This is a genomic window from Caulobacter sp. 05L422 (assembly GCF_056397765.1).
Genome location: NZ_JBFTOB010000009.1, coordinates 17,532 through 31,105, shown reverse-complemented (window position 1 = coordinate 31,105; position 13,574 = coordinate 17,532). Strand labels below are relative to the sequence as shown.

Below are 13,574 nucleotides of genomic sequence, written 5' to 3'. Positions count from 1 at the left end.
TTCATGACCGACAAGATCAACAGTCCCGGCCGCGAGGCCAACGAGGCCCTGCCCGCCGGCGAGCGTCCCGGACTTGTGTCTGACAAGGACACCAAGAAGACCGGCCAGAAGGAGCGGCGCTCGGCCGGACCGGACGGCGGGGATTCCCGCGAGGTCGGCGACACGTTCAAGGACAGTCCAGGCGGGCGGGTCTAGGTCCCGGCCAACGCTGGGGACAGGCGCATGCGCCTGTCCCCGACAGCAGCCCTGTCGCTAGGATTTCCGCAGATCCATCCCCAGCGTCGGCCCGATCCCGTCCGGATGCTCGCCGAACGGATTGCTGGACCGGTGCTTGGCCACCGCCTCCAGCTTACGGCGCAGGTCATCGTCCAAGGCCAGCTCGGCCTTGGGGATCGGGTCGTCCTCGTCGACCGGGTCGTCGACGATCGAGGCCGACAGCACCTGGCGCAAACGGTCGCCGAAACGAGCGTCTTCCGGTGTGCCGGGCGCGGGCGGATCGGCCAGGAATTCCAGGACCTCCTCCAGGGCGGTGTCGTTGTCGACGCGGTCGGTCATCGGAATCTCCAGACCCAATTGCACTGCTGAAGCAACGGCCTTGCGCCCATGACGGTTGCCGAGCGCCCCCGCGTGGCCCTAGACAGGCCCGCTCACCTCTCTGGACGCCCGACCATGGCCTGGACCCGCCTGTACGACGAAGCCGAGCCGCAGCGCGTCAATCGCTGGCTGGCCCAGAACGGCGTCTGCTCGCGCCGCGAGGCCGAGGCCCTGATCACCCAGGGCCTGGTGTCGATCGACGGCCAGCGGGTCGACGACGTCGGCCGCAAGATCGAGCCCGGCCAGACCCTGGTGCTGTCCGACCGCGCCCAGGCCCAGCTGGAAGGCGCGCTGACGGTGATGATCCACAAGCCGATCGGGATCGTCTCGGCCCAGCCCGATACGGGCCAGGTCCCGGCCGTGCGCCTGCTGACCCGCGAGGCGCTGTTCGGTCAGAGCCCGGTCATCCCCGGCTTCAGCAACAACCTGGCCCCGGTCGGGCGCCTCGACATGGATTCGCGCGGCCTGCTGATCCTCTCGGAGGACGGGGTGGTGGCCAAGGCGGTGATCGGCCCGGCCTCGGACATGGAAAAGGAATATCTGGTCTGGGTCGACGGCTGGATCACCGACGAGAAGCTGGCCTTGCTGCGCCATGGCCTGGAGCTGGACGAGCGGGCGCTGCGCCCCGCCCAGGTCGAGGTCGTGGGCCGCCAGCAGCTGAAGTTCATCCTCAAGGAAGGCCGCAATCGCCAGATCCGCCGGATGTGCGAGCTGGTCGAGCTGATCGTCGTGGACCTGCTGCGCATCCGCATCGGCGACCTGGTCCTGGGCGACCTGCCGGAAGGTCGCTGGCGGCCGCTGACGACCGCCGAACGAAACAGCCTGACCACCCCCGCCGCCTGAGCCGCCGTTGTTGACCGCCAACCCGGGCGGAGGCAGGGTCGCAATACCTCTTGGGGGATCGCGCCGGGAGGCTTAAGCCGGTCGTCCATTGCCTTTCGCCCGTCGCTTTCAGTTCGCACAGCCATGATCGCCATCACGCCCGCAGCCGCCAAACCGGTCCGCAAGAAGAACCGCAACCGCCACCGCAAGCCGGTGCGGGCGATGCGGACCGTCCTGCCGGCCATCGCCATCGGCATGGCGGTCGCGATCGTCGGCCAGGGCGTGATCCGCGCCATGGCGATCAAGCCCACCGCGCCTGCCTCCGCCGCGCCGCTGCGCATGGACAATCCGCGCTTCACCGGCACGCTGAAGGACGGACGGGCCTTCCTGATCACCGCCACCTCGGCCACCCGCGACCTCAACAACGCCGACCAGGTGTTCCTGAAGAACCCGCAGCTGACCCGCGGCTACGGCTCGCCCGCCCCCACCCACGTGGTCTCCAAGGACGGGGCCTACCAGGAAGAGAAGGGCTCGTTGCTGCTGACCGGCGACGTCAAGATCGACAACGGCGCGGGCTATCAGTTCGCCTCGCAGAAGGCGCTGATCGACACCCACACCGGCGACCTGGTCGGCGGCGCGGCGGTCGAGGGCGCGGGCCCGAACAGCGGCTCGATCCGGGCCGACAACTACTCGGTCAGCGACAAGGGCGATCGGGTGGTGTTCAAGGGCCGGGTGCGCACGCGCCTCACGCCGCAACAGTGATCAAGCCCGATCCGAAGGGGCGTGGAGCCAGGCCCAGCGTCTGCTTCCTCTACATCGCCCAGACCCACCAGATCCTGCACAGCCTGCCGATCGCCATCGCGCTGGCCAAGGGCTGGCCCGACATCGACGTCCACATCGCCACCACGACCCAGGAGCACCTGGACTATGTGCGCGAGCTGCTCGAGACCTTGAAGGTCCCGCCGATCCCTTCGCGGCTGCTGCCGCCGAGCTGGCTGCGGGACCTGCGTCTGAAGGGCGCCAGCACGCCGCCCAAGGCGCTGATGCTGGCGGCCAACGCCCGGCGGCTGGCGCGCTACGACGCCATCGTCACCCCCGAGCGCACCACGACCCTGCTGCGCAAGCTGGGGGTCAAGGACAGCAAGCTGGTCTACACCCAGCACGGCGCGGGCGATCGCGGCGGGCCGTTCGAGCCGCGCCTCAAGCAGTTCGACCTGGTGATGGCCGCCGGCCCCAAGCAGCGCGACCGCATGCTGGACGAGGGCTGGGTCACGCCCCAGACCTGCGCCATGGTCGGCTACCCCAAGTTCGACATCATCGACGCCCTGCCCGGTTCGCCGCTGCCGGTCTTTCCGCAGGCCAAGCCGCTGGTGCTGTACAACCCGCATTTCCACCCCACCCTGGGCTCCTGGCCGCGATGGGGTCGGCAGATTCTCGAGCGGTTCGCGGCGGACGAACGTTACAATCTGATCTTCGCGCCCCATATCCGGCTCTTCGAGGGCGCGGACCCGAGGACGATCGAGGCCTTGGCCCCGTTCGTGGACCACCCGCGCATCCATCTTGACCTGGGCGGGCCGGCGGCGATCGACATGACCTACACCCGCGCGGCCGACATCTATCTGGGCGACGTCTCCAGCCAGATCTACGAGTTCCTGCGCACGCCCAAGCCGTGCCTGTTCCTCAACGCCAGCAACGCCGACTGGCGGGGCGACGAGAGCTTCCATCACTGGCGCTACGGCCCCGTTCTGGAGGGGATCGACGACGTGGACGACGTGGTCGACGCCGTCGCCTCGGCCCAGCGCGGGCACGGCGACTATGTCGAGGCCCAGAAGCGCGGCTTCGCCGAGAGCTTCGACCTGCGCGAGACCCCGTCGTCGGTGCGCGCCGCCCAGGCGATCGTCGACCGGTTGCCGGTGATGAAGCACCGTCCAAGATGAGTAACGATTCCAAGGTCTTGAAGCGGGTTCTGGCCAATGCCGGAACCCTGCTCGGAGGCCGCACCGTCAACGCCATCGTCAGCCTGGCCTACATCGCCCTGACCGCGCGCGGCCTGGGCGCGGTGCAGATGGGCGTGCTGGTGCTGATCAACGCCTACGCCCAGTTCCTGGGCGACGTGGCCAAGTTCCAGTCGTGGCAGACGGTGCTGCAGTACGGGACCGGACCGCTGCTGACCGGCGACCGTCCCCGCTTCCAGCAGGTGCTGCGGTTCACCCTGCTGCTGGACCTGATCGGGGCGGCCGTGGGGGTGGTGCTGGGCGTCGGCGGCGCGTTGCTGCTGGGCTCGACCCTGGGCTGGCCGCGCGAGCTGGCCCCGGCGGCGGCGCTCTACGCCCTGTCGATCGCCATGATGACCTCGGCCACCTCGGTCGGCCTGCTGCGCCTGTTCGACCGGTTCCGGTTCCTGGCGGGCGAGCAGGCGGTCAGCTCGATCGTGCGCCTGATCGGCTGCGCCGCGGCCTTCGCGCTGGACGCGCCGATCGGCTGGTTCCTGGTCGCCTGGGCGGCCGGCACGGTGGCCTCGTTCCTGTACGTGATGGGCGTGGCCCTGTGGGACCTGGCCCGTCGCGACCTGCTGAAGGGCTTCACGTTCCGGGGGCCGACCAGCGAGGGCCTGCCCGGCGTCTGGCGCTTCGCCTGGGCCACCAATTTCAGCGGCACGCTGGACACCGCCTTCACCCACGTCATCACCCTGGTGGTCGGCGCGGTGCTGGGCCCCACCCAGGCGGCGCTGTGGCGCGTCGGCCGGCAAGTGGCCGACGGCATGGCCAAGCCCGCCAAGCTGCTGACCCCCGCCCTCTATCCGGAACTGGCCAAGATGCGCGCCACCGGCGGCGAGGCGGCGATGCGCAAGCTGGCCGGCCAGATCGGCCTGATGGGCGGCGCCGTGGCCGGCGTGCTGCTGCTGGTCTCGATGCTGTTCGGCGCCTCGATCCTGACCCTGGTGATGGGCAAGCCGTTCGCCGCCGCCGCCCCGATCATGACCTGGCAGGTGGCCGCCGCCGCKATCGGCGTCCTGGCCCTGCCGCTGGAGCCGATGCTGGTCTCGCTGAACCAGGCGGGCGTCGCCCTGCGGGTGCGGCTGGTGGTCTGCGCCGTCTATCTGGCGGCGCTGGTTCCGATCATCAAGGCGCTGGGCCTGACCGGCGCCGGAGCCGCTCTCGTCGGGGCCGCCGCGGCCATGGCGCTGGGCATGTTCTGGACCCTGCGCCGCAGCCTAGCCCGATCCACCGCCGCCAAAGGCGACGAACAAACTTGCGCCGAAGGTCAAAACGGCGCCAAAGGCCTCTCGCAATGATTACTCCGACGTCCCCCTCGCGAACCGTTAGATTCGCCGATTTCCCAACCCTGACGGCCGCGCTCGACTTCGCCGCGACCGGTGAGACGGGGGTCAACCTCTACTCGCTGCGCGGCGAACTGGTCGAGGCCCTGCCCTACGCCACCCTGCGCCAGCAGGCCCTGGGCCTGGCCGAGCGGCTGCTGGCGACCGGGGCCAAGCCCGGCGAAAGCGTCGGCCTGATCGCCGACACCGAGGCCGACTTCGTGCGCGCCTTCTTCGCCTGCCAGTACGCCGGCCTGGTGCCCGCGCCCCTGCCCTTGCCCGCGCCGCTGGGCGGCCGCGAGGCCTATGTCGAGCAGATCGCCCGCATGCTGGGCTCGGCCCACGCCAAGCTGCTGATCGGCCCGGCCGGCATGAAGGACTGGGTGGCCGAGATCGCCGCCAAGACGCCGCTGGACTTCGCCGGCGTCCTGGCCGACCTGCCTGACTCCAAGGGCGACGCCCTGCCCGAAGTCGCGCCGGACAACACCTGCTACCTGCAGTTCTCGTCGGGCAGCACGCGCTTCCCGACCGGGGTGCTGGTCACCCACCGGGCCCTGATGGCCAACGCCGTGGCTATCACCCGCGACGGCCTGCAGGTGCGGCCCAGCGACCGCGCCGTCTCGTGGCTGCCGCTCTATCACGACATGGGCCTGATCGGCTTCCTGCTGAGCCCCATGACCAGCCAGATGTCGGTCGACCTGCTGCCCACCGGCGCCTTCGTGCGCCGGCCGCTGCTGTGGCTGGACCTGATCACCAAGAACGGCGGCACGATCAGCTACAGCCCGACCTTCGGCTACGAGCTGTGCGCCCGCCGCGCCGAGGTGGCCTCGATCGAGCACCTTGAGCTCTCCAAGTGGCGCAGCGCCGGCCTGGGCGGCGACATGATCCGCACCGGCCCTCTGCGCGCCTTCGCCGAGCGGTTCGCCAGCGTCGGCTTCTCCGACAAGGCGTTCGTCGCCAGCTACGGCATGGCCGAGGCGACCCTGGCCCTGTCGATGGCTCCGCTGGGCGGCGGCCTGAAGACCGAGCGCCTGGACGTCGAGCGCCTGGAGCAGCACGAGGCTGTCCTCACCAGCGACACCGAGCGCTCGCGCGAATTCGCCCGCAACGGCCCGGCCCTGCCCGGCCATGAGCTGGAAGTCCGCGACGAGAACGGCGCCGTCCTGCCCGAGCGCGGCGTGGGCCGCATCTACGCCCGCGGCCCCAGCCTGATGCGGGAATATTTCGAGCAGCCCCAGGAGACCGCCCGCGTGCTGTCGGCCGACGGCTGGCTGGACACCGGCGACCTGGGCTACCTGATCGACGGCGAGATCGTCATCACCGGCCGCGGCAAGGACCTGATCATCCTCAACGGCCGCAACATCTGGCCGCAGGACCTGGAATGGACCGCCGAAGCCGAGGTCGAGGGCCTGCGCAGCGGCGACGTGGCGGCCTTCTCGGTCCCCGGCGACGGCGAGGAAGTGGTCGTGGTCCTGGTACAGGCGCGCGGCGGCGACGCCGACACCCGCGCGGCCCTGGTCGAGAAGATCGCCGGCGTCCTGCGCCTGCGCCACCAGGTCGAGGCCCAGATCCAGCTGGTGGGGGCCCACGCCCTGCCCCAGACCTCGTCGGGCAAGCTCAGCCGCTCCAAGGCCAAGGCCGCCTATCTGGCCGGCGCCTACGCCCCCACAGAGCGCGCCTGACATGGACACGGCCCGGAAAGGGCCTGTGGTCGCCGTCACCGGCGCCACGGGCTTCCTGGGCCGTCGGCTGGTCAAGGTTCTCGCCGAACAAGGCTGGACGGTCCGCATCCTGGCCCGGCGCGACATCGCCGACCCCGCGTGGAAGGGTTTCGAACCCCAGCTGGTGATCGGCGACCTGGCCAACGCCCGCGCCCTGGCCGCGCTCTGCGAGGGCGCCGAGGCGGTCGTCCACGTGGCCGGCCTGATCAAGGCGCGGGACCGGGCGGCGTTCGACCGGGCCAATGTCGAGGGCTCGCGGCAGGTCGCCCTGGCGGCCAAGGCGGCCGGCGCGCGACTCATCCTGGTCTCCAGCCTGGCCGCGCGCGAGCCTCAACTGTCCGATTACGCCGCAAGCAAACGTGGCGGAGAAGACGCAGCGCGCGAGATTTTTGGTGGTGATCTGACCATTGTCAGGCCCCCGGCCATCTACGGCCCAGGCGACATCGAGACGCTCAGACTGTTCGAAATGGCTTCAAAATCGGCTTTTTTGCCGGTTTTGAGCCCAAAAACCCGCATGGCCTGGATCCACGCCGACGACGCCGCCGAGCGTATCGCCCACTTGGTCAAAACGCCGCGCCCCGGGCTGCTCAGCTTGTCCGACGACCGTCCGGAGGGGTATGGCTGGGTCGAACTCATGCAGACCGCGTCCAAAGCGGTCGGCGCGTCGCCAAGGCTGGTCCGGATCCCTTCGGGAGCGATCAAGGCTTTGGCGATTTTGTCAAAATGGGCGGCAATCGCCACCGGGAAAGACTCAATTCTCACACCGGGCAAGGCTCGGGAGTTGCTTCACGGCGATTGGGCCCTATCTAGCAACGATCCGATTCCGGACTTTCCCCCAGTGAGATACCCTCTCGAAGCGGGATTCGCGCAAAGCGTGCGCTGGTATCGTTCGGAAGGTTGGTTGAAGGATAAAAAGTCTCGAAAGTAGCCGAATACGGCGATTTTCTGTCGAGACGGCTGTTACAATTCGGTTATGTAGGACATTGGTCGGGGATATCGTCGCGTCGATGGAAGCTGTTACGGATCTCACTTTGCGTGAAATCGGCTTGGCTACGGGCAAAGTGCTCGGGCGCTCGGTCGATGTGACGAACGATACCCATATCGGCCGCGATCTGGCCGTCGATTCCTTGGCCTTGATGAACATCATCATGGAGCTCGAAGACACCTTCGACATCTCCATTCCTCTGGATCGCCTGGCTTCGGTGGAAACCGCCGGAGACCTTGCGTCCCTGATTAAAGACCTTCGGAATAGGGCCTAAGCCATGGGGCTGTTCGACAAGCACCTCGCGTATCGCGACGCTTACAACGCGATCCGGCAAGCCGGCGCCGATCCCTTCAGCGTGCGCTTCGACGCCGTCGTCTCGCCGACTGAAGGCGTGATCAACGGCAAACGCACGATCCTGCTGGGCACCAACAACTATCTGGGCCTGACCTTCGACGAGCAGGCGATCGCCTCCTCGGTCAAGGCCGTCCAGGAACGCGGCACCGGCACCACCGGTTCCCGCATCGCCAACGGCAGCTTCGAAGCCCACGTCGAGCTCGAAGAGGCCCTGGCCAAGTTCTACAAGCGCAAGCACGCCATGGTGTTCACCACCGGCTACCAGGCCAATCTGGGCGTGCTGTCGACGCTGGTCGGCCGCGGCGACCACCTGATCCTGGACGCCGACAGCCACGCCTCGATCTACGACGGCGCGCGCCTGGGCCATGCCGAGGTCATCCGCTTCCGCCACAACGATCCGGAAGACCTGTACAAGCGCCTGCGCCGCATGAAGGACGTTCCCGGTGAACGCCTGATCGTCGTCGAAGGCATCTATTCGATGATCGGCGACACCGCGCCGCTCAAGGAAATCGCCGCCGTGAAGCGCGAGCTGGGCGGCTACCTGCTGGTCGACGAAGCCCACTCGATGGGCGTGCTGGGCGAGCACGGCCGCGGCCTGGCCGAACTGGCCGGCGTCGAAGAGGACGTCGACTTCGTGGTCGGCACCTTCTCCAAGAGCCTGGGCGCCATCGGCGGCTTCTGCGTCTCGGATATGGACGACTTCGACGTCATGCGCGTCACCTGCCGTCCGTACATGTTCACCGCCTCGCTGCCGCCGGCCGTGGTCTCCTCGACCGTGACCGCCCTGCGCCGCCTGGAGGAACAGCCCGAGCTGCGTCACAAGCTGATGGCCAACGCCCGTCGCCTGTACGACGGCCTGTCGGGCATGGGCTACATCACCGGCCCGACCTCCAGCCCGATCGTGGCGATCACCATGCCCGACACCGAACGCGCGATCGGCATGTGGAACGCCCTGCTGCAGAACGGCGTCTATCTGAACCTGGCCCTGCCGCCCGCCACGCCGGACAGCCGTCCGCTGCTGCGCACCAGCGTCAGCGCCGCGCACAGCGAACAGCAGATCGACCAGGTGCTGGCCGTGTTCGCCGAGATCGGCGCGGCCATGGGCCTGATCGAAGCCCCGCTGAAGCGCGTCTCGGCCTAAGGCCGGACTGACATCACCGACAAGCGAAAGGCCCGAGGGAAACCTCGGGCCTTTTCTTTTGGAGCCGGGGACAAGCCGCAAGGGCATGTCCCCGGCGCCGGCCTAAACTTTCGCCTTGCCTTGGCGCTGCCGCCAGAGCCGCCACAGCACACCCGGCGCGGCCAGCACCGGATGACGCTCACGCCACGGCGTCAGGGCCACCGGCATGCCGGTATGGCGCTCGATCTTCCAGGCCGCGTAACGCGCCGCCCCGTCGAAGGTGAACGCCGCCTTGATCAGGCGGGCGTAGTTCAGGGGCCGGCCCATGCGGCGACGCAGCCGCCAGGCGGCCTGGATGCGCTTGCGGTCGGCCTGGCTCAGCGCGGGCCGCACCTGGCCGGCGACCTCGATGTCCAGAAACCCCTCCTCATGCCAGCAGGCGACCAGCAGGCGATGGTAGCGGGCGACGTCGAAGCCCAGGATCGAGCGCTCGCGCCCGCCCTTCTCGACCCGGAATTCGGCCGCGTAGGTTTCCTTGAACAGCGCCGACCAATAGGCCTCCGGCGTTCCCTCCGCGGGGCCCAGGGCGGCGGCGAAGCGGGCGGCCGTGCGGGCCGCGTCGGCCACGGCCCCGACCACCTGCTCGGCGATCGCTGGAGTGGCGCTCCACACCAGGCCGGCGGGCTGGACGAAGCGGGCCCAGATGGTGGTGTCGATCCCCTGCCCGCGCGTCGCCGCCTGGAACTGGGCCAGGGTCATGGTCGCGACCTTGGCCCGCAGCACCTGACCGTCCACCTCCAGCTCGTGATAGCTCACGTCGGGCCACAACAGACGCGTGGCCAGGCCGCGCAGGCCCGGACCGACACGCTCGGTCAGCACGTAGAAGTCCAGGACGCCGTCCAGGTCGCCGGTGCGCAGGATCGAGCCGTAGAACAGCACCGCCAGCGGCGCCTCGAAGCGATCGAGCAGCTTGGCCGCCAGGCTCACGGCCTGCGGCGGGGCGGGAGCCAGCAGCTCCTCCCCCACCAGGCTGGCGACGGTCCCGGTCATGCCGCCAGGAACCTCAGGGTGGGAGCCAGGACCACGGTCAGCCCGCCCGCCCCGTCATAGACGTCGCCGTCGACCACCAGCGGCTGGTCGGTGGTGATGCGCAGCTTCGAGGCGTCGCCGCGCCGATAGCCGTAGCGCGGCGACCAGGCGGAATCCTTGCCGGCCAGCAGGGCCGGGAACGCGCCCGGCAGCCGCTGGGGCGGCGCGTCGACGTCCAGGAACTTGAGCCCCTCGCGCGGCGGACCGAACGGCTTGACGCCCAACGGCAGCCGCTTGAGCGTGGTGGCCAGAACCAGGAACCGCTCGGCGGTGCGCTTTTCCTCGCCGTCGATGGCCAGGCACATCGGCACGCCAGCCCGCCACTGATCGCGCTTGCCGCCCATCACCGTTCCCACCAGAGCCCCCAGCACGCTCATGCCGACCGAGATGCTGTGGAACGCGCCCATCTTGTGGACGCTGTGGGCCAGGTTGGTGGCGCGCACGAAGGCCCCCAGGCCGAACACGAAGCCCAGCAGGCTGGGCCGCCCGTCGTCCCAGCGCACCTCGAGCGGCGCGCGGTGCTTGATCACGGCGTTTCCGGATTTGGCTGCGGCCATGGCCTTGGCCAGGGTCCAGTCGCGCGGCACGCCCAGGTCGATGGCCAGGACATTGGTCTTGCCCGACGGGATCAGGGCGATCAGCGGCATGGCCGAGCCGAAGATCGGCGCCGCCCGGCTGAGCACATCGCGGATCGTGCCGTCGCCGCCGTCGATGACCAGCAGGGTCACGCCGCACTGGGCGAAGGCCTGGAGGTCCTGCTCCAGCGCCTCGGGCGTGGCCGGCTCGACCAGCAGCACGGCGTCGGGCGTCGACTCGTCATCTGTCCGCCCGATATTGGCGTGACTCATCGGATTGCGGACGACGCCTACACGCATCAGCGCGACAACCAGGAAACGACGGCCCCCTTCGGGGTCGCCAGGGCTTGAAGGATCTGCGCGGCGTGCACGACCAGGCAGATCGCCGTCCAGACCGCCACCGCCAGGAACCCGATGTCGGGACGCCCGACCAGAACCGCAAGGGTCAGGAAGATCAGGTTGGGGTTGCGGCGGGCGGTGATCAGCCGGAAGAAGCTGTCGAACGGCCGCCAGGCGTGCATCTCGACCTTGAACAGGGCCAGGAAGATCCCCTCCTCGACCCGCTGCAGCACATAGCCGGCGACGATGACGGCCAGCGCCGCCTCGCCGTGGGGCATGGCAAGGCCCACTGCGCCGACGCCGACGTACCAGGCCCACCACCAGAACGGCGGATGGACCAGGTCGATGCCGTGGTCGAAGACGTTGCCCCACTTGGACGAGGTCAGGGTCACCCGGGCCAGCTTGCCGTCGACCGTGTCGAGGAAGGTCATGATCCAGGCGCAGACCAGGCCCCAGCCGAACTCGCCGATCCAGAACAGCCAGAAGGCCGCCAGCACCCCGACGAAGCCGATCAGGGTCACCTGGTTGGGGGTCATCCTGGCCAGGGCGCACCAGCGGGTGACGATCCGGGCGGGCGTGGGCCAGACGTACTTGGTCACCAGGTCGGTGACGCCCTTGTACGAGCCCTGGAACAGGCGCTTCTCGACCGCCACGCGGGTCTCGGGCGTCAGGCGCTCCAGCACCGGCGGCTCGCGCTTGCGCAGGGCGCTATTGTAGGCCGAGCCCAGTTCCAGCGCCGTCAGGCGGGTGGTGGCCAGGGCGGTGACGTCCTCGCCGGTGTCGAGGCGCACGATCGCCTCGCGGGCCTGGGCGGCGGGGACGTTGACGGCGACCACGCGTCCGGCCTCGTCGACCAGCGCCACGTCGGGCCGACCGGCCAGGGCCTTGATCAGCGATTCGTCGAACACCCAGCCCGCATCGACCACGACGACGTCGCCGGCGACGAAGACCGTCTCGGGACCGGCCTCGACCAGGCCCAAACGGCGATAAATGCGCGACAGGCGCTCGGCGGAGCTCATCCCCCAGAGGCGCGTTTTCAGCTGTCCGACCGTGACGGCGGACGGGCCGGCGGCCTCATTTGGATGATTTTCCACGCTCACGATAGACAACCCCTTGAAACCTGGGGCGATTGATAAGCAGCTTCGGCCTCTTCCGCCAGAATCCGTGAACCAAACTTGTCGATATTCCGCTTAGCACACCTCTCGGATCTCCACCTGCCGCCGCCGGAGGGGGCGTTCGGTTGGCGGGACCTGCTGTCCAAACGCCTGCTGAGCCGGATCGCCTGGCGACGCAAGCACCGCGAGCACCGGCCCGAGGTGCTGGCCGCGATCGTCGCCGACCTCAAGGCGCACGCGCCCGACCACATCGCCATCACCGGTGACCTGACCAACTACGCCTCGCCCGCCGAGCACGAGGCCGCCCGGGTCTGGCTCGAGGCCCTGGGTCCCGCGCGGGAGATCACCGTCAGCCCCGGCAATCACGACGCCCTGGTCGAATCGCCGGGCGAGCCGTTCGCCATCTGGACGCCCTGGTTGGGCGACGACGGCGGGACCGCCTTCCCGCAGGTGCGGGTGCGCGACGGCGTGGCGTTGTTCAACCTGTGCTCGGCCGTGCCGACCGCCCCCCACCTGGCCACCGGCCGGCTGGGCCAGGCGCAGTTGGACCGCCTGGAAGCCCTGCTGGGCGACCCGGCCTATCGCGACGCGTTCCGGGTGCTGCTGATCCACCACCCGCCCATCCCCGGCGCGGTGTCCAAGCGCAAGTCGCTGGAGGACCAGGACGCCCTGCGCGCCCTGCTGGCCCGCCACGGCGCCGACCTGGTCCTGCACGGCCACGCCCACGAGGCGATGGTGGCGACGGCGCCGGGTCCGGACGGCGCGATGATCCCGGTGCTGGGCGTGCCCTCGGCCTCGGCCGTCGGCCAGCTGGGCCATCCGGCGGCGCGCTGGCACGGCGTCGAGATCGACCGGCGGGCCGACGGCGGCGTCGAGGTGAAGGTCGTGGCGCGCGGCCTGGACACGAAGACCGGCCAGCCCGGCGAACTGGGCCGCTACGTCCTGACCCAGGCCGGCCGCCCGGCGCTCTAGCGCCCGTAGCGCATCCGCACCCGCAGGACCGTGTCGCCGGGCTTGGCGGTGAAGCGCGCGTCCGCGAACGTCGGCAGGCCGACCTTGCTGGGCGCGTCGTTGGAGAAGGCGAAGCCTTCGACGGGCAGGCCCACGGCGTTGCGGTCGAAGTCCCGGTTGGCGTTGGCGTCGTGATAGACGGCCACCGCATAGGCGTCGGGCTTGGGAAGATAGAAACAGGCTTCCGTCACCGGCGCGCCGGCCTTGGCCCGCACCCGCAGGAGCTTGCCGTGCGGGGCCAGGAAGCGCCGGGGATCGGACGGATAGACGGTCACCGCAACCTCGCCCTGGTTCGACCTCAGGCGGCCCACCTGGACGATCAGCCGGGTGTTGCTCGGCCGCCCCTCGCACGGCCTGTGGTTGCTGGCGACGGCCGCGCCCTCCCCGCTCGCGGAATCATCCGCCGACGTCGGTCCGGCCATGATGGCGAAAAGGACCAGAACCGAAGCGAACAACGCGGATCGTACTTCCATGCAAAAGACGGCGTCCCTATTGTATGAGCGACGGCGGCGAACGCCCCGAGGCGAGGC

Annotated in this window: 15 protein-coding genes; 10 read left to right on the top strand and 5 right to left on the bottom strand. The window is 69.5% G+C overall.

All coding sequences use genetic code 11. From position 1 onward, the window contains the following. The first annotated feature begins 3 nt into the window (after positions 1-3). Positions 4-195, top strand: a complete 192-nt coding sequence (locus tag AC1DMQ_RS10155) for a hypothetical protein (RefSeq protein WP_477033441.1) — start codon at positions 4-6, stop codon at positions 193-195. Between the two features lie 57 nt (positions 196-252). Here the strand turns inward: AC1DMQ_RS10155 and AC1DMQ_RS10150 are convergent, their stop codons facing one another. Then, positions 253-555, bottom strand: coding sequence for a hypothetical protein (locus AC1DMQ_RS10150; RefSeq protein ID WP_477033440.1), 303 nt, complete (start codon positions 553-555; stop codon positions 253-255). Between the two features lie 114 nt (positions 556-669). Here AC1DMQ_RS10150 and AC1DMQ_RS10145 point away from each other — a divergent pair, with 114 nt between their 5' ends. The 8 genes from AC1DMQ_RS10145 to spt all read left to right on the top strand — a co-directional run bounded on the left by AC1DMQ_RS10145 (position 670) and on the right by spt (position 8,936). Continuing rightward, complete coding sequence (locus AC1DMQ_RS10145; protein WP_477033439.1) at positions 670-1,437, top strand: pseudouridine synthase; 768 nt, start codon at positions 670-672, stop codon at positions 1,435-1,437. Between the two features lie 123 nt (positions 1,438-1,560). After that, positions 1,561-2,178 carry an LPS export ABC transporter periplasmic protein LptC gene (gene lptC / locus AC1DMQ_RS10140; RefSeq protein WP_477033438.1) on the top strand — a complete coding sequence of 206 codons (618 nt, stop codon included), beginning with the start codon at positions 1,561-1,563 and terminating at the stop codon, positions 2,176-2,178. Next, entirely contained in the window at positions 2,175-3,353 is a 1,179-nt protein-coding gene (locus tag AC1DMQ_RS10135) for a glycerophosphotransferase (RefSeq protein WP_477033437.1), read from the top strand. Before lptC ends, AC1DMQ_RS10135 begins: the two co-directional genes overlap by 4 nt. Next, positions 3,350-4,711: a lipopolysaccharide biosynthesis protein gene (locus tag AC1DMQ_RS10130; RefSeq protein ID WP_477033436.1), complete on the top strand. Its 1,362-nt coding sequence runs from the start codon at positions 3,350-3,352 to the stop codon at positions 4,709-4,711. Before AC1DMQ_RS10135 ends, AC1DMQ_RS10130 begins: the two co-directional genes overlap by 4 nt. Next, positions 4,708-6,417: a fatty acyl-AMP ligase gene (locus AC1DMQ_RS10125; protein ID WP_477033435.1), complete on the top strand. Its 1,710-nt coding sequence runs from the start codon at positions 4,708-4,710 to the stop codon at positions 6,415-6,417. Before AC1DMQ_RS10130 ends, AC1DMQ_RS10125 begins: the two co-directional genes overlap by 4 nt. A 1-nt stretch (position 6,418) precedes the next feature. Continuing rightward, the gene (locus AC1DMQ_RS10120; RefSeq protein ID WP_477033434.1) at positions 6,419-7,384 is read left to right on the top strand and encodes an NAD-dependent epimerase/dehydratase family protein; all 966 of its coding nucleotides are present in this window, start codon (positions 6,419-6,421) and stop codon (positions 7,382-7,384) included. A 79-nt stretch (positions 7,385-7,463) separates the two neighbouring features. Further along, positions 7,464-7,715, top strand: coding sequence for an acyl carrier protein (locus AC1DMQ_RS10115; RefSeq protein ID WP_477033433.1), 252 nt, complete (start codon positions 7,464-7,466; stop codon positions 7,713-7,715). A gap of 3 nt (positions 7,716-7,718) precedes the next feature. After that, positions 7,719-8,936: a serine palmitoyltransferase gene (gene spt / locus AC1DMQ_RS10110; RefSeq protein WP_477033432.1), complete on the top strand. Its 1,218-nt coding sequence runs from the start codon at positions 7,719-7,721 to the stop codon at positions 8,934-8,936. 102 nt (positions 8,937-9,038) lie between these two features. Here spt and AC1DMQ_RS10105 read toward each other — a convergent pair whose 3' ends face one another. From AC1DMQ_RS10105 to AC1DMQ_RS10095, 3 genes are read right to left on the bottom strand one after another with little or no spacing between them, the layout of a single operon-like run. Next, a complete protein-coding gene (locus tag AC1DMQ_RS10105; protein ID WP_477033431.1) occupies positions 9,039-9,965 on the bottom strand; it encodes a hypothetical protein in 927 nt (308 codons plus the stop codon). Then, a complete protein-coding gene (locus AC1DMQ_RS10100) occupies positions 9,962-10,879 on the bottom strand; it encodes a diacylglycerol/lipid kinase family protein (protein WP_477033430.1) in 918 nt (305 codons plus the stop codon). Before AC1DMQ_RS10100 ends, AC1DMQ_RS10105 begins: the two co-directional genes overlap by 4 nt. Continuing rightward, positions 10,879-11,937, bottom strand: coding sequence for a CDP-alcohol phosphatidyltransferase family protein (locus AC1DMQ_RS10095; protein WP_477033429.1), 1,059 nt, complete (start codon positions 11,935-11,937; stop codon positions 10,879-10,881). The genes AC1DMQ_RS10100 and AC1DMQ_RS10095 overlap by 1 nt, the downstream gene beginning before the upstream one ends. A 156-nt stretch (positions 11,938-12,093) precedes the next feature. Here AC1DMQ_RS10095 and AC1DMQ_RS10090 point away from each other — a divergent pair, with 156 nt between their 5' ends. Next, positions 12,094-13,005 (top strand): metallophosphoesterase family protein, encoded by a 912-nt coding sequence (locus AC1DMQ_RS10090; protein ID WP_477033428.1) that lies wholly within the window; start codon positions 12,094-12,096, stop codon positions 13,003-13,005. Here the strand turns inward: AC1DMQ_RS10090 and AC1DMQ_RS10085 are convergent. Continuing rightward, positions 13,002-13,517: a DUF2141 domain-containing protein gene (locus AC1DMQ_RS10085; RefSeq protein WP_477033427.1), complete on the bottom strand. Its 516-nt coding sequence runs from the start codon at positions 13,515-13,517 to the stop codon at positions 13,002-13,004. The genes AC1DMQ_RS10090 and AC1DMQ_RS10085 overlap by 4 nt on opposite strands. Between the last annotated feature and the right edge of the window lie 57 nt (positions 13,518-13,574).

What these genes read in the sequence shown, in the direction of transcription:
- AC1DMQ_RS10125 (WP_477033435.1), top strand. Translation starts at nt 4,708, where the DNA reads ATGATTACTCCGACGTCCCCCTCGCGAACCGTTAGATTCGCCGATTTC.
- AC1DMQ_RS10150 (WP_477033440.1), bottom strand. Translation starts at nt 555, where the DNA reads ATGACCGACCGCGTCGACAACGACACCGCCCTGGAGGAGGTCCTGGAA.
- AC1DMQ_RS10115 (WP_477033433.1), top strand. Translation starts at nt 7,464, where the DNA reads ATGGAAGCTGTTACGGATCTCACTTTGCGTGAAATCGGCTTGGCTACG.
- AC1DMQ_RS10105 (WP_477033431.1), bottom strand. Translation starts at nt 9,965, where the DNA reads ATGACCGGGACCGTCGCCAGCCTGGTGGGGGAGGAGCTGCTGGCTCCC.
- AC1DMQ_RS10155 (WP_477033441.1), top strand. Translation starts at nt 4, where the DNA reads ATGACCGACAAGATCAACAGTCCCGGCCGCGAGGCCAACGAGGCCCTG.
- AC1DMQ_RS10120 (WP_477033434.1), top strand. Translation starts at nt 6,419, where the DNA reads ATGGACACGGCCCGGAAAGGGCCTGTGGTCGCCGTCACCGGCGCCACG.
- AC1DMQ_RS10095 (WP_477033429.1), bottom strand. Translation starts at nt 11,937, where the DNA reads ATGAGCTCCGCCGAGCGCCTGTCGCGCATTTATCGCCGTTTGGGCCTG.
- AC1DMQ_RS10085 (WP_477033427.1), bottom strand. Translation starts at nt 13,517, where the DNA reads ATGGAAGTACGATCCGCGTTGTTCGCTTCGGTTCTGGTCCTTTTCGCC.
- AC1DMQ_RS10145 (WP_477033439.1), top strand. Translation starts at nt 670, where the DNA reads ATGGCCTGGACCCGCCTGTACGACGAAGCCGAGCCGCAGCGCGTCAAT.
- lptC (WP_477033438.1), top strand. Translation starts at nt 1,561, where the DNA reads ATGATCGCCATCACGCCCGCAGCCGCCAAACCGGTCCGCAAGAAGAAC.
- spt (WP_477033432.1), top strand. Translation starts at nt 7,719, where the DNA reads ATGGGGCTGTTCGACAAGCACCTCGCGTATCGCGACGCTTACAACGCG.
- AC1DMQ_RS10100 (WP_477033430.1), bottom strand. Translation starts at nt 10,879, where the DNA reads ATGCGTGTAGGCGTCGTCCGCAATCCGATGAGTCACGCCAATATCGGG.